This window comes from Streptomyces sp. NPDC052682 (assembly GCF_040678435.1).
GTDB lineage: Bacteria > Actinomycetota > Actinomycetes > Streptomycetales > Streptomycetaceae > Streptomyces.
In genome coordinates, this window is record NZ_JBFATS010000012.1 from 159,738 (window position 1) to 184,140 (window position 24,403).

The 24,403-nt window shown below is 72.4% G+C and carries 20 protein-coding genes; 8 read left to right on the forward strand and 12 right to left on the reverse strand.

Features of this window, described 5'->3' with window-relative positions; genetic code table 11:
• Nucleotides 1-68: 68 nt before the first annotated feature.
• Nucleotides 69-1,031 (reverse strand): serine hydrolase domain-containing protein, encoded by a 963-nt coding sequence (locus tag AB0K80_RS20735; RefSeq protein ID WP_365671663.1) that lies wholly within the window; start codon nt 1,029-1,031, stop codon nt 69-71.
• A 164-nt stretch (nt 1,032-1,195) separates the two neighbouring features.
• Here AB0K80_RS20735 and AB0K80_RS20740 point away from each other — a divergent pair, with 164 nt between their 5' ends.
• Entirely contained in the window at nt 1,196-1,840 is a 645-nt protein-coding gene (locus tag AB0K80_RS20740; protein ID WP_365671665.1) for a LuxR C-terminal-related transcriptional regulator, read from the forward strand.
• On the opposite strand, the gene AB0K80_RS20745 is transcribed toward AB0K80_RS20740, so the two are convergent.
• Entirely contained in the window at nt 1,774-2,715 is a 942-nt protein-coding gene (locus tag AB0K80_RS20745; RefSeq protein WP_365671667.1) for a DUF3626 domain-containing protein, read from the reverse strand. The genes AB0K80_RS20740 and AB0K80_RS20745 overlap by 67 nt on opposite strands.
• 80 nt (nt 2,716-2,795) lie before the next feature.
• Here AB0K80_RS20745 and AB0K80_RS20750 point away from each other — a divergent pair, with 80 nt between their 5' ends.
• Nucleotides 2,796-3,290 carry an FBP domain-containing protein gene (locus AB0K80_RS20750; RefSeq protein WP_365671669.1) on the forward strand — a complete coding sequence of 165 codons (495 nt, stop codon included), beginning with the start codon at nt 2,796-2,798 and terminating at the stop codon, nt 3,288-3,290.
• Between the two features lie 26 nt (nt 3,291-3,316).
• Here the strand turns inward: AB0K80_RS20750 and AB0K80_RS20755 are convergent, their stop codons facing one another.
• Nucleotides 3,317-4,714, reverse strand: coding sequence for an erythromycin esterase family protein (locus AB0K80_RS20755; protein WP_365671671.1), 1,398 nt, complete (start codon nt 4,712-4,714; stop codon nt 3,317-3,319).
• Between the two features lie 390 nt (nt 4,715-5,104).
• Here AB0K80_RS20755 and AB0K80_RS20760 point away from each other — a divergent pair, with 390 nt between their 5' ends.
• The 3 genes from AB0K80_RS20760 to AB0K80_RS20770 all read left to right on the forward strand — a co-directional run bounded on the left by AB0K80_RS20760 (nt 5,105) and on the right by AB0K80_RS20770 (nt 8,852).
• The gene (locus AB0K80_RS20760; RefSeq protein WP_365671673.1) at nt 5,105-6,358 is read left to right on the forward strand and encodes an aromatic acid exporter family protein; all 1,254 of its coding nucleotides are present in this window, start codon (nt 5,105-5,107) and stop codon (nt 6,356-6,358) included.
• A gap of 45 nt (nt 6,359-6,403) precedes the next feature.
• A complete protein-coding gene (locus AB0K80_RS20765) occupies nt 6,404-7,456 on the forward strand; it encodes a hypothetical protein (RefSeq protein WP_365671675.1) in 1,053 nt (350 codons plus the stop codon).
• Nucleotides 7,457-7,613: 157 nt separating this feature from the next.
• Nucleotides 7,614-8,852, forward strand: coding sequence for a lactonase family protein (locus tag AB0K80_RS20770; RefSeq protein ID WP_365671677.1), 1,239 nt, complete (start codon nt 7,614-7,616; stop codon nt 8,850-8,852).
• Here AB0K80_RS20770 and AB0K80_RS20775 read toward each other — a convergent pair.
• From AB0K80_RS20775 to AB0K80_RS20815, 9 genes are all read right to left on the reverse strand, one after another.
• Nucleotides 8,820-9,548 carry a DUF2470 domain-containing protein gene (locus tag AB0K80_RS20775; RefSeq protein ID WP_365671678.1) on the reverse strand — a complete coding sequence of 243 codons (729 nt, stop codon included), beginning with the start codon at nt 9,546-9,548 and terminating at the stop codon, nt 8,820-8,822. The two genes, AB0K80_RS20770 and AB0K80_RS20775, sit on opposite strands and share 33 nt — an antisense overlap.
• Nucleotides 9,549-9,673: 125 nt before the next feature.
• Nucleotides 9,674-10,975, reverse strand: a complete 1,302-nt coding sequence (locus AB0K80_RS20780) for an alpha/beta fold hydrolase (protein WP_365671680.1) — start codon at nt 10,973-10,975, stop codon at nt 9,674-9,676.
• Between the two features lie 100 nt (nt 10,976-11,075).
• Nucleotides 11,076-12,101, reverse strand: a complete 1,026-nt coding sequence (locus AB0K80_RS20785) for a LacI family DNA-binding transcriptional regulator (RefSeq protein WP_365671681.1) — start codon at nt 12,099-12,101, stop codon at nt 11,076-11,078.
• Nucleotides 12,102-12,193: 92 nt separating this feature from the next.
• Entirely contained in the window at nt 12,194-13,618 is a 1,425-nt protein-coding gene (locus AB0K80_RS20790) for a BNR repeat-containing protein (protein WP_365671683.1), read from the reverse strand.
• Between the two features lie 59 nt (nt 13,619-13,677).
• The gene (locus AB0K80_RS20795; protein WP_365671685.1) at nt 13,678-13,998 is read right to left on the reverse strand and encodes an L-rhamnose mutarotase; all 321 of its coding nucleotides are present in this window, start codon (nt 13,996-13,998) and stop codon (nt 13,678-13,680) included.
• 17 nt (nt 13,999-14,015) lie between these two features.
• Complete coding sequence (gene rhaS / locus AB0K80_RS20800; protein ID WP_365671688.1) at nt 14,016-15,098, reverse strand: rhamnose ABC transporter substrate-binding protein; 1,083 nt, start codon at nt 15,096-15,098, stop codon at nt 14,016-14,018.
• Nucleotides 15,099-15,227: 129 nt separating this feature from the next.
• Nucleotides 15,228-16,238: an ABC transporter permease gene (locus AB0K80_RS20805; protein ID WP_365671690.1), complete on the reverse strand. Its 1,011-nt coding sequence runs from the start codon at nt 16,236-16,238 to the stop codon at nt 15,228-15,230.
• On the reverse strand, nt 16,231-17,316 hold the full coding sequence (locus tag AB0K80_RS20810) for an ABC transporter permease (RefSeq protein ID WP_365671692.1): 1,086 nt from the start codon (nt 17,314-17,316) through the stop codon (nt 16,231-16,233). The genes AB0K80_RS20805 and AB0K80_RS20810 overlap by 8 nt, the downstream gene beginning before the upstream one ends.
• 485 nt (nt 17,317-17,801) lie before the next feature.
• On the reverse strand, nt 17,802-19,319 hold the full coding sequence (locus AB0K80_RS20815) for a sugar ABC transporter ATP-binding protein (RefSeq protein ID WP_365671694.1): 1,518 nt from the start codon (nt 19,317-19,319) through the stop codon (nt 17,802-17,804).
• A gap of 260 nt (nt 19,320-19,579) precedes the next feature.
• Between AB0K80_RS20815 and rhaI the strand changes: the two genes are divergently transcribed.
• From rhaI to AB0K80_RS20830, 3 genes are all read left to right on the forward strand, one after another.
• Nucleotides 19,580-20,740, forward strand: coding sequence for an L-rhamnose isomerase (gene rhaI, locus AB0K80_RS20820; RefSeq protein ID WP_365671696.1), 1,161 nt, complete (start codon nt 19,580-19,582; stop codon nt 20,738-20,740).
• A 116-nt stretch (nt 20,741-20,856) separates the two neighbouring features.
• Nucleotides 20,857-22,896, forward strand: coding sequence for a bifunctional aldolase/short-chain dehydrogenase (locus AB0K80_RS20825; RefSeq protein WP_365671697.1), 2,040 nt, complete (start codon nt 20,857-20,859; stop codon nt 22,894-22,896).
• Nucleotides 22,897-22,985: 89 nt separating this feature from the next.
• Nucleotides 22,986-24,374: a rhamnulokinase family protein gene (locus AB0K80_RS20830; protein WP_365671698.1), complete on the forward strand. Its 1,389-nt coding sequence runs from the start codon at nt 22,986-22,988 to the stop codon at nt 24,372-24,374.
• Nucleotides 24,375-24,403: the final 29 nt, after the last annotated feature.

Below are 24,403 nucleotides of genomic sequence, written 5' to 3' on the forward strand. Positions count from 1 at the left end.
ATCCAGCCTGGTCGACCGCCACCGGGCCGGCGGGCCGCGGGACTACATGATCGTGCAGTCAAAACTGCTCAAAGGGGCTTGCCGACCTCGCTGCCCGCCGCACCGGCCGCCGCTGCCACGATGCCGGGGACCAGGTCCAGGGCGGGCCGCCAGCCGGGCCGCAGGGCGGCCTCGGCGCCCGTGGTGACGGTGATCAGGTCGAGTGAGGGCACGACCACGACGTGCTGTCCGGCGTAGCCGCCGGCGAAGTACGCCGGGCGGCCCGCCAGTTCGGTCACCCACCACAGGTACCCGTAGCCGACGCCCTCCGGCGGGCCGCCGGCGGTGTGGGCGCGGGTGGCCTCGGCCGCGTACGCGGCGGAGAACAGCCGGTGCCCCTCCGGTGCCACCCCCGCGGCCAGCCACAGCCGGGCCAGCGCGACCAGGTCGGGCGGGGCGAGCCGGAGGTGGCCGAAGCCGTACGGCACTCCCTCCGGGTCGCGTGGCCAGTGCCGCCTGGTGATGCCGAGCGGGGCGAACAGACGCCGGACGGCGTACGCCTCCAGGTCCTCCTCCCCCAGCGCCCGCTGCAGGCAGGCCGCGAGGAGGTGGGCGGCTCCGTTGTCGTAGCGGAAACGGGTGCCCGGGCGGGCCAGGCGGGGCGCGGTCAGCAGCGTGTTCGTCCAGCCGGCCGGGAGAGCCATCACCGCGTCGATGTCGTAGGGGCCCGAGGGGTCGGTGCCGCCGGTCATGGTCAGCAGGTGGCGTACGGACACCTCCCGGAACGCCTCCGGGACCGCTCCGCCCAGCAGTGCGGCGACGGTCGCGTCCAGGTGCAGCCGGTCGTCGTGGACCGCGCAGCCGATGAGCGTGGACAGCACGCTCTTGGTGACCGAGTAGACGTCTCCCGGTTCGTGCAGCGCCCGCTCGCCGTACGCGTGGGCGGCCACCGTGCGGTCGCCGTGCACCACCACCAGGTGTTCGGTGTGCGCGAACCGCGTCTCGCGCCGGATCCGTGCGTCCGCCTCGGCGACGGCCTCCTCGACAGTCAAGGGCTCTCCCTTCCTTGTCGCAGGCATGCTCGGCGCAACCTCCGCCCGACACAAGCGATTTGTTTCCCTCCCGGGCACGCACCCGCTGTTCGTCCGCCCGTGACCTCGCTGTTTAGGGTGGGTCACATGGTGGTGTGCGGTGGTCGACCTGGTGGGAGGTGCCGGTGGACGCGGATCGGCGGGAGGCCGTGCTGTGGCGCAACCGCGCCCTGACGCTCTTCGACCGGGTCACCGTGCCGGTCGCGGTCTGCGACGTGTACGGCTCGGTCCTGCTCGCCAACCCGGCGATGGCCGCGGAGTGCGGTACGACACCGGGGCGGCTGCGCGGGCGGGAGGTGCTGCAGTTGTTCCGGCCGCGGGAGGAGGCGCAGGTCGAGCGGATCGCCGAGGCGCTGCGGCTGCGGCACCGGTCCCGGTACCAGGTGTCGGTGCGCTGGCGGGCGCCCGGCGGCGGGGAGCGGTACGGGGAACTGACCGCGGACCCGGTGAGCGACAGCGTGGACGCCACACCCGCACTGCTGGTGATGCTGCGGGTGGACGGCGAACGCGAGCGGTGCGAGCAGGCACCGGCGGTGCCTGTCACCCCGAGGGAGGCCCGCATCCTGGCCCTGCTGGCCCAGGGCGCCACGACCGCCCGGGCCGCACGTGAGACCGGTCTGACCGCGGACGGCGTGACGTACCACCTGCGGCGGCTGTCCGCCCGGTGGGGCGCGGCCAACCGCACCGAACTCGTTGCCCGCGCCTACGCGCTGGGCGTGCTCACCTCCGGGGTCTGGCCGCCGTCGGCCGCGCTCCCGGAGTCCGGGTAGGCCGTGCGCGCGGCGCAGCGGGCGGTGCCGGCTCCCTCCGGGGCTCCGAACCGGGCCAGGGTGTGCCAGACCATCTTCAGGTCCTGCAGCGCGTACCGGCCCGTCCGCGCTGCGTCGCCGATGGCCCGGGGGTCCAGGACACCGTCGCGGGCGATGCGGGCGCCCAGTTCGGCGTACTCCTGCCCCCGGTAGCCGGCGTGGCGGCGCGCCTCGGTCACCGTGAGCCAGTAGCCGGGGTGCCACTCCACGGGGCACGGCAGGCGCCGAGCGGCGGCCTCGACCGGTGTGCCGCGGTAGCAGGCGTCCAGCACCAGCGCCTCCACGTCCCGGGCCAGGTCGACACCGCCGTGCACGTGCGCCTCGATGTAGTCGTTCAGCGGGTCCTGGTGGTCCGCCTCGGCCAGCGCGATGAGGGACATGCCGGCCGCGACGCCGAAGTCGGCGGGCTCCGCCGCGCTGTCGGGGTAGCAGAACGTGGCCCGGCTCAGCGTCCGACCGGCCAGCCGGAAGTGGGAGGAGCCGAACCGCGGGGCGGCACCGACCACTTGGCGGCGGAAGTTCAGCGCACCGTACACGGGCCGCTCGTGCGGCGGCCCGTCGTCGTACACCCCGCCGAAGATCCGGCTCTCCCAGCGCCAGCGGTCACCGCCCGGGTGCGCGGTGAGGCCGCCGTTGCCGGTGCCGGTGACGAACTGCGAGTGGTACGTGCCGTCCTGGGCCAGCGCCGTGAGGATCGGCAGCCCCCGGACCAGCCGGTCCGGATGGAAGTTGAGGGTGATGCGCGCTTCGGCGCCCAGCGGCGGTCCGGTCGAACGGGCCGCGACATGGCGCAGCGCCGCCCGGGCCCGCGGTGCCGCGACGTCACGGAAATCCACTGGCTCCCCCTCGTCGAGGACGCATACCCTGCCCACGAAACCTAGACCCCCTAGGTTTCAGAACCACCCAGGAGACCTCTATGAAATCCCTCACCGAGCAGGACATCCGCAACTCCTTTATCAACTGCTCGAAGGGAGAGGCCAAGCGGCTGGCCGTCCCCCGCGACCTCGGCGAACGCCCCTGGGACGACCTGGACTTCCTCGGCTGGCGTGATCCCGGAGCCCCCGACCGCAGTTATCTCGTCGCCGAACGCGAGGGACGGCTCGTCGGGGTGGCGCTGCGCTTCCAGCCCGCGCAGCGCGGGTTCCTGCACCGCAGCATGTGTTCGCTGTGCCTGACCACCCACCCGCGGGGCGGCGTCTCGCTGATGACCGCGCGCAAGGCGGGCCCGGCCGGCCGGGAGGGCAACTCGGTCGGCGCGTACATGTGCACCGACCTCGCCTGTTCCCTCTACGTCCGCGGCAGGAAGGTGCCGGAGACCGGGGCCCGCTTCGAGGAGAGCCTGACCCTGGAGGAGCAGATCGCCCGCACGACGGGGAATCTGTACGCCTTCCTCGACAAGGTGCGCGACTGACGCGGTCGGCTGAGCCGTGACGCCGGTCACCGGTCCCGCAGGTGGGCCGCCGTCACCCGGTGCAGGTGGATCAGCACGTCGTGGCTGCGGGCGAGCGCTACGGCGTGCTCCGGCTCCGGGTAGGCCGTGCCTATGCTGCGGGTCGGCCGGGCGTTGCGCAGCCAGGTACGGGCCGGTTGCGGCACGGCCCGCAGGTCGAGGACGTAGGCGCGGTGGCGTACGCGGTCGAGCATCCTCTCGTTGCTGCCGGGCCCGGCCGGTCCCAGCGTGAAGCGCCGCACGTCCCCCGCGGGCGCGGTGGCGTTGAACGAGCCCCGGTCGAAGGTGAAGCCGGCACTCATATACGCCTCGCCGAGCCGGTCGCGCAGGAACGCGCCCTGCATCTTCGGGTAGTGGGCGGGGTCGTCCGGCAGGTAGGCGACGTGTGCGTTGTGCGCCGACAGCAGGACCTTGTCGCCCGTGTGCCGCGCCCACCAGGCCACGTTGTCCGCCATGAGTGCGTCGCGGTAGCGCATCGCGGCCCTGATCTGTTCCGCGTCCGCGAAGTCGAAGGCGTAGCCGCGGGCCGTCTGGTCGATGGCCGTGGCGTGCTGGAGCGCCCAGTCGTACCCCGTCCGGTCGGTGCCCGGCCCCCGCTGCCGCAGCAGCTTCAGGGCCTCGCCGGTCCGGGCCGCCATCTCCTTGCGCTCGGCGTACGGCTTGTTCATGTACTGCTCGATGTACTCGCCCGTCGCCACCGTGGGGCGCAGGTCCCGGTACAGCGCGGTGAAGCGGGCGAGGAGGCCGGGACGGGTGCGGGCCACGTAGTGGGTGACCTCGTCGTACAGCTCGGGGCCGGCCCAGGCGAAGTCGTCGCCCATGAACTGGACCGGGTCGTGCGGGTGCTGCCGGTTGTAGGCGCGCATCCACTCCACGAGTCCCAGGTATTCGGCGTTGTTCCACCACAGGTAGTCGCGCTGGAACTCCTCGCGCATGATGCGCCGCGGGTCTCCCTCGCCGTACAGGACGTAGGCGTTGAGGCGCAGGCCGGTGCTCCAGGGAGCCTCCAGGGCGAAGGTGCGGAAACCCTTCTCCTCGACGAGGTGGCGGAAGACGCGGGCCTTCATTGCCAGGAACTCGTGCGAACTGTGCGTGGCCTCGCCCAGGCCGACGACCCGGGCGTCACCGATCATGCGGTCGACAGGACGCAGGTCCCGGGTGTCGCCGCCCGGTTCGACGGTGCGCAGCGGGTGGGCGGCGCGGTCGAGGGCCTCGACGACGGGTGAGGCGGGTGCGGCGGTGGTCGCCGCGGTGAGGGGTGCGGGGGCGGCCACGGCCGGGACCGTGGCCGTCAGCGTTCCCACAGCCACCAGCAGGGTCAGGGCGATGCCGGCCCGATGCCGTGTGGTGGTCCGATAGCGGGTCGTGGTCCGATGCCGTGTCATGATCCAAGGCTCGCGCCCCGCGACGGCGGAAACCATGAGGTTGACCGCCGTCCCGAGGTGCGGAGAACCGCCACACGGGCCGGGGGTTTTCCGCAGCGCGCGGGCCGGCTCCCGGCGGCGACCTCGCCGGCATGACGACTCAGCGGCGCACCGCCCCCCTGCCGCACGGGCGGCGGCGAGTGGAGACGGGGGCGGAGCGGTCCCGCCCGCGCGTGCCGGAGCGTGTGCCCTACGCGCCGCAGCCCGGCCACCCGGAACGTCTGATACCTCCGCCTCGTCCGTCCTGCGCGACCGGCCACAGGATGGCCGAATGCTGCCCTTGCGCCCCAGGCCGACTACCGTCCTTCAGGGATACGTTCGATGCGCGGGTGAAAGGGAACAGCCCAGAGGATGCAACAGGTACGTGAGTGGACGGCGCCCGCCGTCAGTTTCGTCAAGCGGCGCCGGGATCCTGTGGTCGTCCAGGCACTGCGTTCGGCCACGGCGGCGACGATCGCCTATGTCATCGCACTGCGTCTGAGTCCCGAGGCGGCACCGCTCACCGCACCCCTGACCGCGCTGCTGGTCGTCCAGGTCACCCTCTACGCCACGCTCACCAACGGCATCCGGCGGGTCAACGCGGTGGTCGCCGGCGTGCTCGTCGCCATCGCCTTCAGCCTGCTGGTCGGCCTGACCTGGTGGAGTCTCGCGCTGCTGATCCTGGCCTCACTGGCCGTCGGTCACCTGGTCCGCGTCGACGAGTACGTCCCCGAGGTGGCGATCAGCGCGATGCTGGTCCTCGGCGTGACCACCCACGGGGACACCGCGTGGGCCCGGGTGCTGGAGACGCTGATCGGCGCCGTCGTCGGACTCGCCTGCAATCTGCTGCTGGCCCCGCCGGTGTGGGTGGAGGAGGCGGGCGAGTCGATCGAGGGGCTGGCGCGCCGCGTGCGGCAGTTGATGCTGCGGATGGGCGAGGAGGCCGCGGGCCGTACGCCCGTGGACCACGCGGCCGCCCGGCTGCACGAGGCGCGGCGCCTGGACCACGACATCGTCGAGGTGGACGCGGCCCTGCGGCAGGCCGAGGACAGTCTGCGGCTCAACCCGCGCGTCCGGGAGGGCCTGCTGCACCGGGTGGTGCTGCGCACCGGCCTGGACACCCTGGAGATCTGCACGGTCGTGCTGCGGGTGCTCGCGCGCACCCTGACGGACCTCGCCAAGCAGCGCGAGCCCGACCCGCTGTTCGGGCCCGAGACCGGCGCGACCGTGGAGCAGCTGCTGTCCGAGATCGCCAACGCCGTCGTCAGCTTCGCGGTCCTGGTGACCACGAGCGTCAGCGCCAACGCCGAGTCGGCCGAGGAACGGCTCGCCACCGAACTGCGGCAGGCCGCCGCCACCCGGGACAAGCTGGCCCAGCAACTGCTGGACGAGGTACAGCACGACGTCCGCCAGTGGCAGCTGTACGGGGCGGTGCTGACCGAGGTCAACCGCATCCTGGACGAGCTCGACACCGAGCACCGCTCGCACCGGCTGCTGGAGGAGCTGGACCGTCACACCCGCGAGCAGCGTGAACGCCTGCCGCGGCTGACCCGGCTGCGGGAGCGCCTGGGCGTGCAGGAGCGGATGTGGCGGAACCGTACCGGCGTCGGCGGGCGTTCTCGGTAGGGAGCGCCGCGACGGGGTCGGCGCCGGAGGTGAGGGAGCGGGCCGATGACGGACAGCACCGTGCGGATCGACGGCAGCACACTGCGGCTGCCGGGTGGGGTGGCGGTGCGGTTCATCCGTACGCTGCGGCTGCCCGAGCACGGCACCCATCCGCTGCCGCCCGGGCTCGGGGAGTTCCCGGTACGGCGGGTCGCCGACCACCCCGACACGGTGCCCGAGGCGTGGCGGGCCCGCGGCGGCGTGATGCTGCCGGTGTATCTGCGCGAGGCGATGTGGCTGAGCTTCGCGGGCACCACGGAGCCCGCCGCCCTCCAGGTCGGGGTGGGCAAGGTGTGCGCCGTGTCGGGACTGCCGTGGAGCGACCGGCTCTCCCGTGACCCGCAGAACTATCTGGTGCTGCCCCGTCAGCCCTGGCTGGACGGCATCAACTCCGGGACGGGCACGGTCCGCCAGTTCGTGGCGGTGCCGCTGGGCCTCGGCGCGACCGTCGAGGGCCAGATCACCGGCGAGGAGACCTGGGGCGGCGTGCAGCTCCAGACCTTCCCGCTGAACGACCGGGAGCTGGCGAAGTGGCGTGAGCAGGAGCGGCGGCGCGCGCAGCGGACGCGGCTGCTCCCGCCGCCCGGTGGCGCCGGTCCCGCGCTGATGGGGGCGCCGCCCGCCACGGGTGCGGTCCCGGCGGCACCGGCTGCCGCCCCGGCCGGCCCGCAGCGGGCCGTCGCGATGGGGCTCGGGGTGGGTGGCTCCATGCGGCAGGAGGTCTACCAGGACGACCGGCCGCCCTCCGACTGGGCCGAGCAGCCCGCGGGCCGGGTCTTCGTGCACCTGGTGACGCCGCCGGAGTGGCGCCGTATCACCGGTGAGGAGCCCCCGCCGTCGCCGGTGGACCGGGCCGCGTACACCAGGGCGGGCCTGCCCTGGTTCGAGTACTACGACCAGGACGCGCAGGACCTCGCCCCGACGGACCCGCTCCAGTCGGTCAAGCCGGTCGGCGACTGGCTCGGGGACGACCACGAGCCCTGGCAGGAACCCGCGCCGCACCAGGTGCAGCAGCTCAAGGACGCGCCGGGGGCACCGGTCGAGGACGGGGAGTGGTAACAGGCGAGCCGGTATGGCCGTCAGAGCGGCCTGACGGAAAGCCCGGCCGCCCCCGTCCAGGATCCGGCTCGCCGCCGGGCCCTTGCTTGCACCCGGAGGCTCCTCCGGGTCAGGGTGGCTGTCACGAGCGTGACAACCGACGACCCAGGGTGCGGACATGGGCAGGAGTGGCTGGAGCAGGCGGCGGTTCGTCGGCGCCCTGACCGGGGCGGCCGCCGGGGCGGCGCTTGCGGGGTGTGACGACGGTCCGGCGCCGGCATCGAGGCCGCCCTCCGCCTCGTCGGCCTCGAAGGCTCCCCCGGCCTCCGAGGCTTCCCGGACTCCCAGGGCGGGCGCGAGCCCGACCGGCGAAGCCCGCCGGCCCTCCGGTCCCCGTCCCCTCTACCTCGGCACGTACACCTCCGTGGCGGGCGGCGGCAAAGGCATCGGTTTGGCCACCTACGACGCCGCGACGGGCCGGATCACCGGAACCGGCACCCTCGCCGGTGTCGAGAACCCGTCGTACCTCGCGGTGCACCCGGACGGCCGGACGCTGTACGCGGTGAACGAACGCGACGACGGTGCCGTGACCGCCGTCCGCCTCGCCGACCGGAAGGTCCTGGGCAGCCGCAGCACCGGCGGCGGCGGTCCGTGCCATCTGTCGGTGCATCCGGGCGGGCGCTGGCTGCTCAGCGCCAACTACACCTCCGGCAGCGTGGCCGTGCACCCGATCGACGCCTCGGGGGCGCTCGGCGAGCCCACCGACGTGGTGCGGCACTCCCGTCCGGCGCCCGGCCCCGGCCAGGAGGGTCCGCACGCCCACCAGGTCGTCACCAGCCCCGACCGGGGACACGTCCTCGCCGTCGACCTGGGCACCGACACCGTCTACACCTACCGGCTCGACGAACGGACCGGCACCCTCACCGAGGTCGCCCAGGCGCACACCCGGCCCGGGGCCGGTCCGCGCCACCTCACCTTCCACCCCGGCGGCCGGTACGCCTACCTCGCCGACGAGGCCGGCAACACGGTCGCCGTCTGCGCCTACGACCCGGCCTCCGGCCGCCTCAGCGTCGGTGACCCCCAGTCCACGGGGACGGGGCCGGGGACGAACTACCCGGCGCAGATCCTGGTGACCGCCAACGGCCGGTTCGCCTACCTCGCCAACCGGGGCGACAACAGCCTCACCCGCTACGCCGTCGAGGCGGACGGAGCCCGGCTCAGGCTGCTGGACACGGTGCCGGTGGGCGGTGACTTCCCCCGGCAGATCGCCTTCTCGCCGGACGGGACGCTGCTGTTCGCGGCGAACCAGAGGTCCGGCACCGTGACCGTGTTCCACGTCGACCCGGACAGCGGTGGACTGCGGCGCGCCGCGGCCGCGTTCCCCTCACCGGTCGCGGTCTGCGCGCTGCCGCTGTAGGGCCCGGGGGCAGGACGCGGCGCTCGCCTGCCCGAGCAGGACGTGCATGCGTTCGGTGAGCTGCGCGACCGTGTCGGCGGGGGCGTGGAACGGCAGGCGTACGTCGCCGTGGGCGCGGGCGCGTTCGATGCGCAGCGTCAGCCCGTGCCGGTCGACGGCGAGCGGCTGGATGCGGACGGCGCCGTGCAGGCTGTCGGGTCCGACGAGCCGGGTAAGCCGCTCGACCGCGTCGGCGTGGCAGTCGGCGAGGTGGGTGAGCAGCCGGGCCTCGGCCGCGGCCAGCGGATCGGGCCGGGCGGCGGCGAAGTCGTCGAGGTCGACGACGACCGCTGCGGACGGCTGCCGCAGCACCACGCGCGTGGCCCGGAAGGAGAGCCGGCCGCCCTCGGGGGCGAGCCAGCCGGCGAGCCACAGCCGGGCGCGGACCCGCTGGCGGACCGGGACGGGGGCGACGTCGGCGAACTCCAGCACGGCGGACGGCTCGCCGCGCGGCGCGCAGATCGCGGTCGCGAGCAGGGCGCTGTCCTCCGGCACGTCCAGCAGTACCCGGCCGTCGTCGGTCACGGTGTGCGCGCCGACGAGCTCCTCCCGCGCGCTCTGTGCGGTCACCGCGCAGGACCACGCGACGGCGAGCACCGAGCGGGCCCGTTCCGCCGCTCCGGGTTCGGCCGTCCAGCTGTGGCTGTCGTCACCCATCCTCAAGCCTCCTTAGGTAAGCCTCACCTAACCTATCGGAGATCCGGTGCCGCGCCAACCGGCCCGGGGACGTTCACGGCAGGCGCACACGGACCAGACGGCCTCCTGCACCACCGGGCGCGGCCTCACACCTCGTGCCGGGCCAGGGCCAGCAGCCGGTCCAGTACGCGCGGACCGCCGGCCCGTACCCCGTCGTGCTCGAACTCGTCGGTCACCCAGGTCCGCAGCCCGCGGATCGCCCGCGCCGTGCGCAGGGCGTGGGCCGTGTCGACGTACATGTCGTCGTGGTAGACGGCCGCCGCGACCGGCACCTCGTTGGCGGCCAGGCGCGCGGGGTCGTACAGGGGCGTCCAGCCGGTGTGGGCGGCGAGCAGGGCGGCGGTCTCGCGCAGGGGGCGCAGGGCCGGGTCGCAGTCGAACATCCAGGGGTGGATCGACTCCCCGGTGAACAGCAGCGGTTCGTCGCCCGCGAGGGCCTGGGCGGCGTCGAACCGCGGGAACTCGGCGCGGACCCGCTCGGCGGACCAGGCGGTGGGCCGGGCGTCCTGGGCGTAGCACGCCTCGTGGACGAGCGCGTACAGCGGGTGGCCGGCGTAGGACAGGTGCGACTGGACCTGCTCCTGGAAGGCGTCCGACAGCGCCGTACCGCCGGGCGTGCGGACGAAGGCGTCCTCCAGGAGGTAGTGCAGGCGGTGGCTGCCGTCGCCGCTGCCGAGGAGGATGCCGAGGGACTGGAAGGCCTCCACGGTGAGCCGGTACCCGTTGGGCAGGACCACGTCGTGGGTGAGCAGGTGGTCCGCGATGCGGCGGGCCCGCTGGACGTCCTGCGGGTAGCGGTCGTAGTGGGCGGCGACCTTGCGCTCGACGCGGGGGAAGGCGGCCCGGTAGACGTCGTCGGCGTGGGCGTCCGGGGACGGCAGTCCGCCGGTGATCAGGGCGGTGGCCAGTCCCTCGGGCGCGGTGGACAGGTACGTCACCGTGCAGAAACCGCCGAAGCTCTGGCCGAGGACGGTCCACGGGGCGCCGCCGGTGACCTCGGGGCGGATGGCCTCGCAGTCGCGGACGATGGCGTCGGCCCGGAAGTGCGTGAGGTAGGCGGCCTGTTCGGCGGGGCCGCCGCGCAGCGGGAGCGTCTGCCGGTTGGCGGGGGTGGAGCGGCCGGTGCCACGCTGGTCCAGGAGGAGGACGCGGTACTCCTCTAGGGCACGCCCGAGCCAGGCCTGCCGGCCGATGAACCGGTTGGCGCCGAAGCCGGGGCCGCCCTGGAGGTAGAGCAGCCACGGCAGGTCCCGGTCGGCCTTGTCGCTCGCGACGACCTCGCGGGCGTACAGCTCGATGCTCTCGCCGTCCGGGGCGTCGTGGTCGAGGGGGACGGTGAAGACGCGGTCGGTGAGGACGACACCGGGCTGGCGACAGCTGATGCTCAACGGGACTCCCGGGACGGACGGTTTTCGGACCGTGTCCCAGTTCAGCACAGCAGCGTCCGCCGGCCGCCCGCCGGATCATGACGAGGTGCAAAACGGCGGCTCAGCGGGCGGACATGCTGGAGCGGCGCACCACCAGCTCGGGCTGGAGCACGACCCGCCGGTGCTCGTGGGGGCGTGCCGCGCCCTCGGCCTCCGTCTCCTCCAGCAGCAGCTCGGCGGCCATGGCCCCGATGGTGACGGCGGGCTGCCGGACCGAGGTGAGCGGGACGGCCGCGGCTGCGGCGAACTCGATGTCGTCGTAGCCGACGATCGCGAGGTCGTCGGGGACGTCCACACCGGCCGCGTACATGGCCTGGAGCAGCCCGAGCGCGAGCAGGTCGTTGGCGCAGAACACGGCGGTGGGGCGCTCGGCGAGGCCCAGCAGGCGGGCGCCGGCGTCCCGGCCGGCGGCGACGTCGAGCCGCTCGGTGGGCAGCTCGCGCAGGCACTGCGGGCCGAGGCCCGCCTCGGCGAGCGCCTGGAGAGCGCCGGTGCGGCGGTCCCGGACCTGGCTGAGGCCGGGCGGTCCGCTGACGTACGCGATCGAACGGTGCCCGGCGTCGACGAGGTGGCGTACGGCCAGGGCGCCGCCCGCGACGTCGTCGACGGAGACCGAGCACTCGGTGGTGCCCTCGGCGACCCGGTCGACCAGGACGAAGGGGATGCCGTGGCGGCGGAAGGAGGCGATGTTGCGGCCTGAGGCGTCCGAGGGGGTCAGCAGCACGCCCCGCACCCGCTGTTCGGCGAAGAGCGCCAGGTACTCGGCCTCCTCGCTGGGGTCCTGGGCGCTGTTGCAGACCATGACGCCGAGTCCGGCCTCGCGGGCGGCGCGCTCGGCGCCGCGCGCAACGTCCACGAAGAAGGGGTTGCCCATGTCGAGGACGAGCAGGCCCATGATCCGGCTGCGGCCCGCGCGCAGCTGGCGCGCGGACTCGCTGCGGACGTAGCCGAGCCGGTCTATGGCGGACAGCACCCGGGCACGGGTCTCGGCGGCGACCGTCTCGGGACGGTTGATCACGTTCGAGACCGTGCCGACGGAGACTCCGGCGACGCGCGCGACGTCCTTGATACCGACCGACTGGGCCATCGGGCAGGGACCTCCAGAGGGAACGCGGGGCGGCCGGAAGGCCTTCACATTACCGTCATGCCGCCCCTGTACGGCTTCGGTGCGACGGTCGGTCAGGAGGGCAGCCGGAAGTCGACGACGTGCAGCGCGGAGGGGGTCGTCCCGCTGGACTTCTCCTGGTACAGGAACGACAGCACCCCGTCCTGCGCGACCCGGGTCTCGTCGATGACGACCTCGCCGAAGGCGTTGAGGCCGCTGCCGTCGAACAGCAGCTTCCAGTCGGTGTACGCCGAGGCCGCCGAGGCGCCGGCGATCCGGCCGAACGGGAAGATCGCGTAGGCGTTGTCGTACCTGTCGAGGACCAGTTTGGTGCGCTGGCTGGAGTTGAGCGGGACCGGGATCTCGGTCTTCTGCCAGGTGCCGGCGGCGGTCCTGCGCACGTGGAAGGCGCGGCCGTTCGCGGTGCGGTCGGCGACGTAGTTCGTGGTGCACTGGCCGAAGCGGCCGGGGACGTAGGAGATGATCGCGTGCGGGCGGCCGGCGGAGTCGGTGAACTGGCTCTCCTGGTTCATCAGGGAGTGGTCCGGGTTGAGGGGGTCCACCACCAGGCCGCCGTCGGTGACGGAGACCTTGTCGGAGCCGCCGGTGACGCCGACGACCGTGCCGGCGTTGTTGCGCCAGGTGCGGCCCCGGTCGTCGGAGTAGACGTAACCGGTGTCGTGGTTGGTGATGCCGCCGGACGAGCACATCACGGCGCCGTTCTGCTCACGCCAGGTGAAGAAGGCGTGCAGCCGGCCGTTGCGGTCGTAGTCGATGCCGTGCAGGTACATGTTGCGGGCCGTGGACGAGCCGTGCTCGCTGGTGTACGTGCCGGTGGAGCTGGTCCACTCCCCCAGCGCGGTCCACTTCGTGCCGTCGTACTCCGCGAGCGCGTTGCGGCCGTTGCCGGAGATCCCGGCGCGGTAGCTGAGCTGGAGCTTGCCGTCGGGTGTGGAGATGAACTGCGGGTAGGTGAACTGGGAGGTGAGGGTGAGCCCGTCGAGCGTCGACTGGGGGGCGCCGAAGCGGCTCGCGTCCCAGCTCAGACCGCCCGGGTTGTCCATCAGCCCGGCAACCGACTTGACGTAGGTGAAGCCGTCGCTGTGGGAGTCCATGTTCAGGTGGAGCCGGCCGTCGGTCTTGGAGACGCCCATGGAGATGACGTTGTGGGAGTCGTCGTAGCGCAGGGTGTGGCCGACCTTGACCGTGGACCAGGTGCCGGCGCCGAGGACGCGGCGGCCGACGACGGCGTTGCGGTCGGCGGTGTACCAGACCGCGTACTGGTAGCCCTTGTAGGTCAGCAGGCCGTTCTTCTGGAACGCGTTGTTGTTGACCAGGCCGTCGTACGACACGAAGAAGAGCGCCTGGCTGTCGAGCGTGGTGGTGCCGATGCGGGTGACGGAGGGGCCGGGGTCGGCGGCCCGGGCCGTGCCGCTGCCGAGGGCCGGTCCGGCCACGGCGCTGAGGACGGCTCCGGTCAGCAGCGTACGTCGTCTCATCTCGGGGGGACTCCTTTGTCGGGCGGGACAGAACACGGGTGAGACACAACACGGGCGAGCTAGTCGAGGTGGAAGACCTCGGTGAGGGGCTGCATGGCCTCGTCGGGCCGGGCGCCGTCCAGCGACTCGAAGAACGGCGCCATCTCCTTCTGCCAGCGGGCGTTGACCTCGGTGGCCTCCATGCCGGCCTTCGCGGCCTCGAAGTCCTCGGTCTCCAGGTAGCCGACCAGCAGGCCGTCGTCGCGCAGGAAGAGCGAGTAGTTGCGCCAGCCGGTCTGCCGGAGCGCCTCGAGCATCTCCGGCCACACGGCGGCGTGCCGCTCGCGGTACTCGTCGAGGCGGTCCGCCCGGACCTTCAGCAGGAAGCACACGCGCTTCATCAACGACCCTCCGGCTTCTAGAAGTCGAACTGGTCGATGTTCTTCGCGTCGAACACGGTCGGCTTGCCGAGGCTGATCACGCCGTCCTTGCCGATGGTGTACGCGCCCATGGCACCGGCCTTGAACGTCTCGCCCTCCTTGCCGGTGATCTGCCCGGAGGCCAGGGCGACGGCGGTGCGGGCGGCCAGCTCGCCGAGCTTGGCCGGGTCCCACAGCTCGAACGCCTCGACTGTGCCGTTCTTGACGTACTTGCGCATGTCGTTGGGGGTGCCGAGGCCGGTCAGCTTGACCTTGCCCTTGTACTTCGAGCCCGACAGGTACTGGGCGGCGGCCTTGATGCCGACCGTGGTCGGGGAGATGATCCCCTTCAGGTTCGGGTACTCCTGGAGCAGGCCCTGGGTCTGCTGGAAGGACTGCTGGGCGTCGTCGTTGCCGTACGCGACCTTCACCAGCTTCACGTTCTTGTACTGGGGCTTGTTGAGTTCGTCCTTCATGAAGCCGATCCAGGTGTTCTGGTTCGTCGCGGTCTGCGCGGCGGACAGGATCGCGATCTCGCCCTTGTAGCCGATCTGCTGGGCGAGCAGCTGCACCTCGGTACGGCCCAGGTCCTCGGCGGAGGCCTGCGAGACGAAGGCGTTGCGGCACTCGGGGTTGGTGTCCGAGTCGTAGGTGACGACCTTGATGCCGTTCTTCATGGCCTGCTTCAGCGCGGTGCACAGGGCGCCCGGGTCCTGGGCGGACACCGCCATCGCGTCGACCTGCTGCTGGGTGAGGGTGTTGACGTAGGAGACCTGGCCGGAGGTGTCGGTGGCGCTGGACGGGCCGACCTCCTTGTACGTCGAGCCCAGCTCGGCCAGGGCCTTCTCGCCGCCCTTGTCGGCGCTGGTGAAGTAGGGGTTGTTGACCTGCTTGGGCAGGAAGCCGACGGTCAGGCCCTTCTTCAGCTCGGCGTTCGGGTTCGCCTTGCCGGCCGCGGCGGCCGAGCCGCCCTCGCTCTGCACGTCCTTCTTGGTGGTGCCGCCGCAGGCGGTCAGGGCCAGGGCGAGGGAGGTGGTGGCGGCCAGGGCCGCGCAGGCACGGCGGAGGGATGACTTGCGCATGAGGGATCTTCCTTACGGGGGTGGGGATGACGAGGTTTTCCGCGGGCGCCCGCAGACCTACGGGGCAGCCGGTTCGTGCGGGCGTTCGCAGACCTACGGGGCAGCCGGTTCGTGCGGGCGCCCGCAGAGCTACGGGGCGGCAGTGGGCGCCTTGGACACCGGCGCTGAGGCGGCTCTCCGGCCGGCCCTCGCGACGGAGATCTGGCGTGCGACCCGGGGGCCGAGCACCGACAGGACGAGCAGCACACCGGTGACGACGATCTGCGACTGCGCGGAGACGTCCTGCAGGCTCATCACGTTCTGCAGCGCCCCGAGCAGGAACACCCCGGCGACGGCGCCGCCGAGGGTGCCCTTGCCGCCGTCGAAGTCGATCCCGCCGAGCAGCACGGCGGCGACGACCGACAGTTCCAGCCCGGTGGCGTTGTCGTAGCGGGCGCTGGCGTAGTGCAGGGCCCAGAAGACGCCGGTGAGGGAGGCCATCAGGCCGGTCACCGTGAACAGGATCAGCTTCTGCCGCCTGACGCGGATCCCGGCGAACCGGGCCGCCTCCTCGCTCGCGCCGATCGCGAACAGCGACCGCCCGAAGGGGGTGGCGTGCAGCGTGATCACGGCGAGGGCGAGCAGGACCAGGAAGGGCAGGAAGGCGTACGGGACGAAGGTGCCGCCGATGCGTCCGGCCGCGAAGTCCAGGTACTGCGCGGGGAAGTCGGTCACCGCGTCGGAGCCGAGCACGATCTGCGCAATGCCCCGGTAGGCGGCGAGCGTGCCGATGGTGACGGCCAGGGACGGCAGCCCGAGCCGGGTCACGAGCAGGCCGTTGAGCAGCCCGCAGACCACGCCCAGCAGCAGGCAGACCGGGATGATCGTCTCGATCGCCATGCCCTGGTTCCACAGGGCGCCCATCACGGCGCCGGACAGACCGGCCGTGGAGGCGACGGAGAGGTCGATCTCGCCGGCGACGACCAGCAGGGTCATGGGCAGCGCGATCAGCGCGATCGGCAGGGTGTTGCCGATCAGGAACGACAGGTTCAGCGCGTTGCCGAAGCCGTCCACGAAGCCGAAGGAGAACAGCAGGATCACGACGAGCAGGGCGCCTACCACCGTGTCCCAGCGGATCGCGCGCGAGAGGGAGTCAGGCATGGTGGGCGTTCCTCTCGTGCGGGGCCGACTTCTTCACGGTCGTCTTCTTCAGGGCCGTTCTCTTCAGGGCGGAGGCCACGCGCAGCGCGACGATCCGGTCGACCGCGATGGCGAGGATGAGCAGGACGCCGTTGATGGCGAGCACCCAGACGGAGCTGACCCCGAGGGCGGGCAGCACGCTGTTGATGGAGGTCAGCAGCAGCGCGCCGAGGGCCGCGCCGTAGACGCTGCCGGAGCCGCCGGTGAAGACGACGCCGCCGACCACGACCGCGCTGACGACGGTCAGTTCGTAGCCGGTGCCGGTGCCGGAGTCGACGTTGCCGAACCGGGCCAGGTACAGGGCGCCCGCGAGTCCGGCCAGCGCGCCGCAGACGGTGTACGCGGCGAGGATCCGCTTCCTGACCGGGATGCCGGCGAGGCGGGCGGCCTCCGGGTTGGAGCCGAGCGCGTACAGCTCGCGTCCGCTGCCGAAGTGCTTCAGGCAGTACGCGGTCGCCACCAGCACGACCAGCGCGATCAGCGCCAGGTACGGCACCGCCGAGACGCCGCCGGAGCCGAAGTCGACGAAGCCGCCGGGCAGGTCGGCCGCGGTGATCTGGCGGGAGCCGACCCAGATGGAGTCGATGCCGCGGATGATGTAGAGCGTGCCGAGGGTGACGACGAGTGCGGGCACCTGACCGAGGCTGACGAGCAGGCCGTTGAGCAGCCCGAAGCCGACGCCCATCACGACCGCCAGCAGGACGGCCGCCACGGGGTTGCCGCCGCCCTGGAGATACGTACCGGCGGCGAAGGCGCTGATGCCGAGGGTGGAGCCGACCGACAGATCGACGTTGCGGGTGATGACCACCAGGGACTGGCCGGTGGCGACCAGGACCAGGATGGTGGCGTTCAGCAGCAGGTCCTTGATGCCCTGCTCGGACAGGAACTCGCTGTTGCCGGCCTGGGTGACGGCGATCATCACCAGGAAGACGACGCCGATGGCGAGTTCGCGCATCCTGAAGACGCGGTCGACCAGGCGGGTGCCGCTGGACCGAGGCACCTCGGCGACGGGTGTCTCGTCGGGAGTGGTCACCGTCATGCGGCGGCCCTCCCTTGTGCGGTTTCAGGGCTCATGCGACGGCCCTTCCCGGTGCGGTTCTCGGGCTCATGCGACGGCCCTCCTGGAAGCGGTCTGCGGACTGGTGCGGCAGCCCTCCCGGTGCGGAACGCGGGCTGATGCGGCAGCCCTCCCTGCAGCGGTCTGCGGGTGGTGCGGCGGCCCTGCCGAAAGCGGTTCGCGGGCTGATGCGACGGCCCTCCCCGGTGCGGAACACGGGCTCGTGCGACGGCCCTGCCCGGCAGCGGTCTGCGGGCTGATGCGACGGCCCTCCCCGTGCAGAACACCGGCTCGCGCGACGACCCGCCCGGAAACGGTCTGCGGACTGATGCGACGGCCCTCCCCGTGCAGAACACCGGCTCGCGCGACGGCCTGCCCGGAAACGGTCTGCGGGGCTTGTACAGCGGGCCCGGCCAGAAGCCGGCTGCGGGCTCGTGCAGCAGGCCCTCCCAGATGCGGGTGCGGGCTCATGCGGCGGCCCTCCCGGTGGCTGCGGCCATCACGGTTTCCTCGGTGGCTTCGGAGCGCGGGATCTCGGCGGTGAGGCGGCCCTCGTGCATCACCAGCACGCGGTCGGCCATGCCGAGGATCTCGGGCAGGTCGGAGGAGATCATCAAAACGGCGACGCCGTCGGCGGCCAGCTCGGACAGCAGCCGGTGCACCTCGGCCTTGGTGCCGACGTCGATGCCCCGGGTGGGCTCGTCGACGATCAGCACCTTGGGGTCGGTGGCGAGCCACTTGGCCAGGACGACCTTCTGCTGGTTGCCGCCGGACAGCGTGGAGACGGCGTCGGCGAGCCGGGCGTACTTCACCTGCAGCCTGACCGCCCAGTCGAAGGAGCGGCTGCGCTCGGCGCGGCGGTCCATCAGGCCGGCCTTCACGGTCGTACGCAGACCCGTGAGGCCGATGTTCCGCTCGATGGACATGTCCATCACCAGACCCTGGGCGCGCCGGTCCTCGGGGACGAGGGCGAGCCCGGCGGCCATCGCGGTGGAGGGGGCGCCGTTGACGAGCGGCCTGCCGTCGACGCTGACCTCGCCGGCGTCCCAGCGGTCGATGCCGAAGACGGCCCGGGCGACCTCGGTGCGCCCGGCGCCGACGAGCCCGGCGAGGCCGACGATCTCGCCGCGCCGCACCTCGAAGGAGACGTCGGTGAAGACGCCCTCGCGGGTCAGCCGGCGCACGCTCAGGGCGACCTCGCCCGGCTTGACGTCCTGCTTGGGGTAGAGCTCGTCGAGGTCGCGGCCGACCATGCGGCGCACCAGGTCGTCCTCGGTCATGCCCGCCAGCGGTTCGCTGGCGATCCACGCGCCGTCGCGCAGGGTCGTGACCCGCTGGCAGATCTCGAAGATCTCCTCCAGCCGGTGGGAGATGAACAGCACGGCGGCGCCCTGCTCGCGCAGCGTGCGCACCACGCCGAAGAGGCGGGCGACCTCGCTGCCGGTCAGGGCGGCGGTCGGCTCGTCCATGATCAGGACGCGGGCGTCGAAGGAGAGGGCCTTGGCGATCTCGACGATCTGCTGGTCGGCGATGGACAGGCCGCGCGCCGGGCGGTCGGGGTCGAGCGCGACGCCGAGGCGCCGCATCAGCGCCGCGGTCGCGGCGTGCGTGGCCTTGTGGTCGATCCGGCCGAGGGCGCGGCGCGGCTGGCGGCCCATGAAGATGTTCTCGGCGATCGACAGGTCGGGGAAGAGCGTGGGCTCCTGGTAGATCACGGCGATCCCGGCGTCGCGGGCGTCACCGGGGCCGTGGAAGACGACGGGCTTCCCGTCGAGCAGCACCTGGCCGGCGTCCGGCCGGTGCACTCCGGCGAGTGTCTTGATCAGGGTCGACTTGCCGGCTCCGTTCTCACCGGCGAGGGCATGCACCTCCCCGGGGAACAGCTCCAGGGAGACGTCCCGCAGGGCGCGGACCGCGCCGAAGGACTTGGAGACGTCCTGCAGCGCCAGAACCGGGGCCGGACCCGTGGTGGACGGGTGGGTCATGGGGGCTCCTCGACGACGCCGGCGGGACGGCCCTTTCGGCGTCGTGAAAGGTTTCAACTGGGTTGCCGGGACGTTAGGCGCGGTTCGCATGTCACGTCAATGGGTCCCGATCGAAAAAATTTCGAGACCGGAAGGTCACGCCCTGGTCACGCAGAACGCGGTGCGCGCGAGGGGTTGACACCCCTCCTGGCGCCCCATAGCTTCCCCTTCTGAATCGTTTCACTCAGTGGTCTCACGACCCGAAGTCACAGGAGCCTGACGTGACCGAGCTCGCCGCGGCGAAGGCCGCTCTCAAGACCCAGGCCGTCGAGACGCCGTCGTGGGCGTACGGGAACTCGGGCACGCGCTTCAAGGTGTTCGCGCAAGCGGGCGTACCGCGCGATCCGTACGAGAAGCTGGACGACGCGGCGCAGGTGCACGCGGTCACCGGGGTGGCCCCGACGGTCGCCCTGCACATCCCGTGGGACAAGGTCGACGACTACGCGGCGCTCGCCAAGCACGCCGAGGAGCGCGGTCTGAGGCTGGGCGCGATCAACTCCAACACCTTCCAGGACGACGACTACAAGCTGGGCAGCATCTGCCACCCGGACGCGGCCGTGCGCAGGAAGGCCGTGGACCATCTGCTCGAGTGCGTCGACATCATGGACGCGACCGGGTCGAGGGATCTGAAGCTGTGGTTCGCCGACGGCACGAACTACCCCGGGCAGGACGACATCCGGGCCCGCCAGGACCGGCTCGCCGAGGGCCTGGCGAAGGTGTACGAGCGGCTCGGTGAGGGGCAGCGGATGCTGCTGGAGTACAAGCTGTTCGAGCCCGCCTTCTACACGACCGACGTGCCGGACTGGGGCACGGCGTACGCGCACTGCCTCAAGCTCGGCCCCAAGGCGCAGGTCGTCGTCGACACCGGGCACCACGCGCCCGGCACCAACATCGAGTTCATCGTGGCGACCCTGCTGCGGGAGGGCAAACTCGGCGGGTTCGACTTCAACTCGCGGTTCTACGCGGACGACGACCTCATGGTGGGGGCGGCCGACCCCTTCCAGCTGTTCCGGATCATGTACGAGGTGGTGCGGGGCGGGGGGCTCTCGCCCGAGGTCGCCTTCATGCTCGACCAGTGCCACAACATCGAGGCGAAGATCCCGGCGATCATCCGCTCGGTGATGAACGTGCAGGAGGCCACGGCGAAGGCGCTGCTGGTCGACCGGGCTGCGCTGGCCGAGGCACAGGCTGCCGGTGACGTGCTCGGGGCCAATGCCGTGCTGATGGACGCGTTCAACACGGATGTGCGGCCGTTGCTGGCCGAGGTGCGGGAAGAGATGGGGCTGGATGCCGATCCCATTGCCGCGTATCGCCGGTCCGGGTGGGCCGAGAAGATCGTGGCCGAGCGGGTCGGTGGGCAGCAGGCCGGGTGGGGGGCGTAAGCGCCTGCCGGGTTCTGTCGTCTTCGGACTGCGGGCCGTATGTGACTGGTCGCGCAGTTCCGCGCGCCCCTGAAGGGGCGCTCCCCGCACCCTCCCCATAGAAGGACTGAACAGACATGACAACCCATCCCGAAGCCGACGCTCTCCTGGCTCGTTCTCACCGGCTCGGCTCCGATCCCCGCAACACCAACTACGCCGGCGGCAACGCGTCCGCGAAGGGCACCGGCACCGACCCCGTGACCGGCGGGGACGTCGAGCTGATGTGGGTCAAGGGGTCCGGCGGGGATCTCGGGACGCTCACCGAGGCCGGGCTGGCCGTGCTGCGGCTGGACCGGCTGCGCTCGCTCGTCGACGTGTACCCGGGGGTCGAGCGCGAGGACGAGATGGTCGCCGCGTTCGACTACTGCCTGCACGGCAAGGGCGGTGCCGCGCCCTCCATCGACACCGCGATGCACGGGCTCGTCGAGGCCAAGCACGTGGACCACCTGCACCCGGACTCGGGCATCGCGCTGGCCTGTGCCGCCGACGGGGAGAAGCTGACCGCCGAGTGCTTCGGCGACACGGTGGTGTGGGTGCCGTGGCGGCGGCCCGGTTTCCAGCTGGGGCTGGACATCGCCGCCGTGAAGGAGGCCAACCCGCAGGCCATCGGGTGCATCCTCGGCGGACACGGCATCACCGCGTGGGGGGACACCTCGCAGGAGTGCGAGCGGAACTCGCTGCACATCATCCGCACCGCCGAGCAGTTCCTCGCCGAGCGCGGCAGGGCCGAGCCGTTCGGGCCGGTGATCGAGGGGTACCAGGCGCTGCCCGAGACGGAGCGGCGGGAGCGGGCCGCGGCGCTGGCGCCGTATGTGCGGGCCGTCGCCTCGCAGGACAAGCCACAGGTCGGGCACTTCGACGACTCCGAGGTGGTGCTCGACTTCCTCGCGCGGGCCGAGCACCCGCGGCTGGCGGCGCTGGGCACCTCGTGCCCGGACCACTTCCTGCGCACCAAGGTGCGGCCGCTCGTGCTGGACGTGCCGCCGACCGCCCCGCTGGACGAGACGATCGCCCGGCTGAGGGAGCTGCACGCCGCCTACCGCGAGGAGTACGCCGCCTACTACCGGCGGCACGCCGAGCCCCACTCCCCCGCGATGCGCGGCGCGGACCCGGCGATCGTGCTCGTGCCCGGGGTCGGCATGTTCAGCTTCGGCAAGGACAAGCAGACCGCCCGGGTGGCCGGCGAGTTCTACGTCAACGCCATCCATGTGATGCGCGGGGCGGAGGCCGTCTCCACGTACGCGCCGATCGAGGAGTCGGAGAAGTTCCGCATCGAGTACTGGGCGCTGGAGGAGGCCAAGCTGCAGCGGATGCCGAAGCCGAAGCCGCTGGCGACCCGGGTCGCGCTGGTGACCGGGGCGGGCAGCGGGATCGGCAAGGCGATCGCGCACCGGCTGGTCGCCGAGGGCGCGTGCGTGGTCGTGGCGGATCTGAACGGGGAGAACGCCGCCGCGGTCGCCGAGGAACTGGGCGGGCCGGACAAGGCCGTCGCCGTCACCGTCGACGTGACGAGCGAGGAGCAGATCGCCGAGGCGTTCCGGGCGGCCGTACTGGCCTTCGGCGGGGTGGATCTCGTCGTCAACAACGCCGGGATCTCCATTTCCAAGCCGCTGCTGGAGACCACCGCCAAGGACTGGGACCTCCAGCACGACATCATGGCCCGCGGTTCCTTCCTGGTGTCCCGGGAGGCGGCCCGGGTGATGATCGCCCAGGGGCTGGGGGGCGACATCGTGTACATCGCCTCGAAGAACGCGGTCTTCGCCGGACCGAACAACATCGCCTACTCGGCCGCCAAGGCCGACCAGGCGCACCAGGTGCGGCTGCTGGCCGCCGAGCTGGGCGAGCACGGGATCCGCGTCAACGGTGTCAATCCCGACGGCGTGGTGCGCGGGTCGGGGATCTTCGCCGGCGGCTGGGGTGCCCAGCGGGCGGCGGTGTACGGGGTGCCGGAGGAGAAGCTCGGCGAGTTCTACGCGCAGCGGACCCTGCTCAAGCGCGAGGTGCTGCCGGAGCACGTGGCGAACGCCGTGTTCGCGCTGACCGGCGGGGACCTCACCCACACGACCGGGCTGCACATCCCCGTCGACGCCGGCGTCGCCGCCGCGTTCCTGCGATGACGGCGGTGGCGGCGGGGGCGTCCTCCGGGGCAAGGGCGTCCGGGCGGTCGTACGCCGCGGTCGATCTGGGCGCGTCCAGCGGGCGCGTGATGACCGGCCGCGTCGGCCCCGACCACGTGGAGCTGACCGAGGTCCACCGCTTCCCCAACCGTCCCGTGCGCACGCCCGAGGGGCTGCGGTGGGACGTCCTCGCGCTGTACGCGGGGGTGCTCAAGGGCCTGAAGGCGGCGGGGCAGGTGGACTCCGTCGGCATCGACAGCTGGGCCGTCGACTACGGCCTGCTCGATGCCGACGGGGCCCTGCTGGGCAACCCCGTGCACTACCGCGACAACCGTACGGACGGGATCGCGCAGAAGGTGTGGGCGACGGTGCCCGCCGAGGAGCTGTACGCGGCGACCGGGCTGCAGTACGCGCCGTTCAACACGCTGTACCAGCTGGCCGCCGCCCGCTCCACCGCCCAGTTCGCGCAGGCCAGGCGGCTGTTGCTGATGCCGGACCTGATGGCGTACTGGCTGACGGGCGAGCAGGGCACCGAGCTGACCAACGCCTCGACCACCCAGCTGATCGACCCGCGCACCCGGCAGTGGGCGTACGAGGTCGCCGAGCGGCTCGGCATCGATCTCGGGCTGTTCGCGCCACTGCGGCAGCCCGGTGATCCGGCGGGCGTGCTGCGAGGGGAGGTGCTGGAGGAGACCGGGCTGACCGGTCCCGTGCCGGTGACCACGGTCGGCTCGCACGACACCGCCTCGGCCGTGGCCGCGGTCCCGGCGACCGGGGAGCGGTTCGCCTACATCTGCACCGGCACCTGGTCACTGGCCGGCCTGGAGCTGAGCGCGCCGGTGCTCACCGAGGAGAGCCGGGCGGCGAACTTCACCAACGAGCTCGGCCTGGACGGCACGGTCCGCTACCTGCGCAACATCATGGGGCTGTGGCTGCTCCAGGAGTGCGTACGGGCGTGGGGCGAGCCCGACCTGGGCGCGCTGCTGCGGGAGGCCGCCAAGGTGCCGGCGCTGCGGTCGGTGATCGACGCCGGGGACCCCGCGTTCCTGGCGCCCGGGCGGATGCCGGAGCGGATCGCCGAGGCCTGCCGCGTCTCGGGGCAGCCGGTGCCCGGCACGCGCGCCGAGATCACCCGCTGCATCCTCGACTCCCTGGCCCTCGCCCACCGCAGGGCGGTACAGGACGCGCAGCGGCTCGCGGACCATCCGGTCGACGTGGTGCACATCGTCGGGGGCGGTACGCTCAACGCCCTGCTGTGCCAGCTGACCGCCGACGCCTGCGGGCTGCCGGTGGTGGCGGGGCCGACGGAGGCGGCGGCCCTGGGCAACGTCCTGGTGCAGGCCCGGGCGGACGGGCTGGTCGGCGACCTGCCGGGCATGCGGGCACTGCTCACCCGTACGCAGCCGCTCACGCGGTACGAGCCGCGCGGCGGAACGCAGCGGTGGACCGCCGCGCAGGCCCGGCTCACCGGAGGCTGACGAGGACTTTCGAGCCGTGCCCGGCGGAG

What these genes read in the sequence shown, in the direction of transcription:
- AB0K80_RS20755 (WP_365671671.1), bottom strand. Translation starts at nt 4,714, where the DNA reads ATGACACGGCATCGGACCACGACCCGCTATCGGACCACCACACGGCAT.
- rhaS (WP_365671688.1), bottom strand. Translation starts at nt 15,098, where the DNA reads ATGCGCAAGTCATCCCTCCGCCGTGCCTGCGCGGCCCTGGCCGCCACC.
- AB0K80_RS20805 (WP_365671690.1), bottom strand. Translation starts at nt 16,238, where the DNA reads ATGCCTGACTCCCTCTCGCGCGCGATCCGCTGGGACACGGTGGTAGGC.
- AB0K80_RS20810 (WP_365671692.1), bottom strand. Translation starts at nt 17,316, where the DNA reads ATGACGGTGACCACTCCCGACGAGACACCCGTCGCCGAGGTGCCTCGG.
- AB0K80_RS20770 (WP_365671677.1), top strand. Translation starts at nt 7,614, where the DNA reads ATGGGCAGGAGTGGCTGGAGCAGGCGGCGGTTCGTCGGCGCCCTGACC.
- AB0K80_RS20795 (WP_365671685.1), bottom strand. Translation starts at nt 13,998, where the DNA reads ATGAAGCGCGTGTGCTTCCTGCTGAAGGTCCGGGCGGACCGCCTCGAC.
- AB0K80_RS20775 (WP_365671678.1), bottom strand. Translation starts at nt 9,548, where the DNA reads ATGGGTGACGACAGCCACAGCTGGACGGCCGAACCCGGAGCGGCGGAA.
- AB0K80_RS20750 (WP_365671669.1), top strand. Translation starts at nt 2,796, where the DNA reads ATGAAATCCCTCACCGAGCAGGACATCCGCAACTCCTTTATCAACTGC.
- AB0K80_RS20785 (WP_365671681.1), bottom strand. Translation starts at nt 12,101, where the DNA reads ATGGCCCAGTCGGTCGGTATCAAGGACGTCGCGCGCGTCGCCGGAGTC.
- AB0K80_RS20790 (WP_365671683.1), bottom strand. Translation starts at nt 13,618, where the DNA reads ATGAGACGACGTACGCTGCTGACCGGAGCCGTCCTCAGCGCCGTGGCC.
- AB0K80_RS20815 (WP_365671694.1), bottom strand. Translation starts at nt 19,319, where the DNA reads ATGACCCACCCGTCCACCACGGGTCCGGCCCCGGTTCTGGCGCTGCAG.
- AB0K80_RS20765 (WP_365671675.1), top strand. Translation starts at nt 6,404, where the DNA reads ATGACGGACAGCACCGTGCGGATCGACGGCAGCACACTGCGGCTGCCG.
- AB0K80_RS20830 (WP_365671698.1), top strand. Translation starts at nt 22,986, where the DNA reads ATGACCGGCCGCGTCGGCCCCGACCACGTGGAGCTGACCGAGGTCCAC.
- AB0K80_RS20825 (WP_365671697.1), top strand. Translation starts at nt 20,857, where the DNA reads ATGACAACCCATCCCGAAGCCGACGCTCTCCTGGCTCGTTCTCACCGG.
- AB0K80_RS20760 (WP_365671673.1), top strand. Translation starts at nt 5,105, where the DNA reads ATGCAACAGGTACGTGAGTGGACGGCGCCCGCCGTCAGTTTCGTCAAG.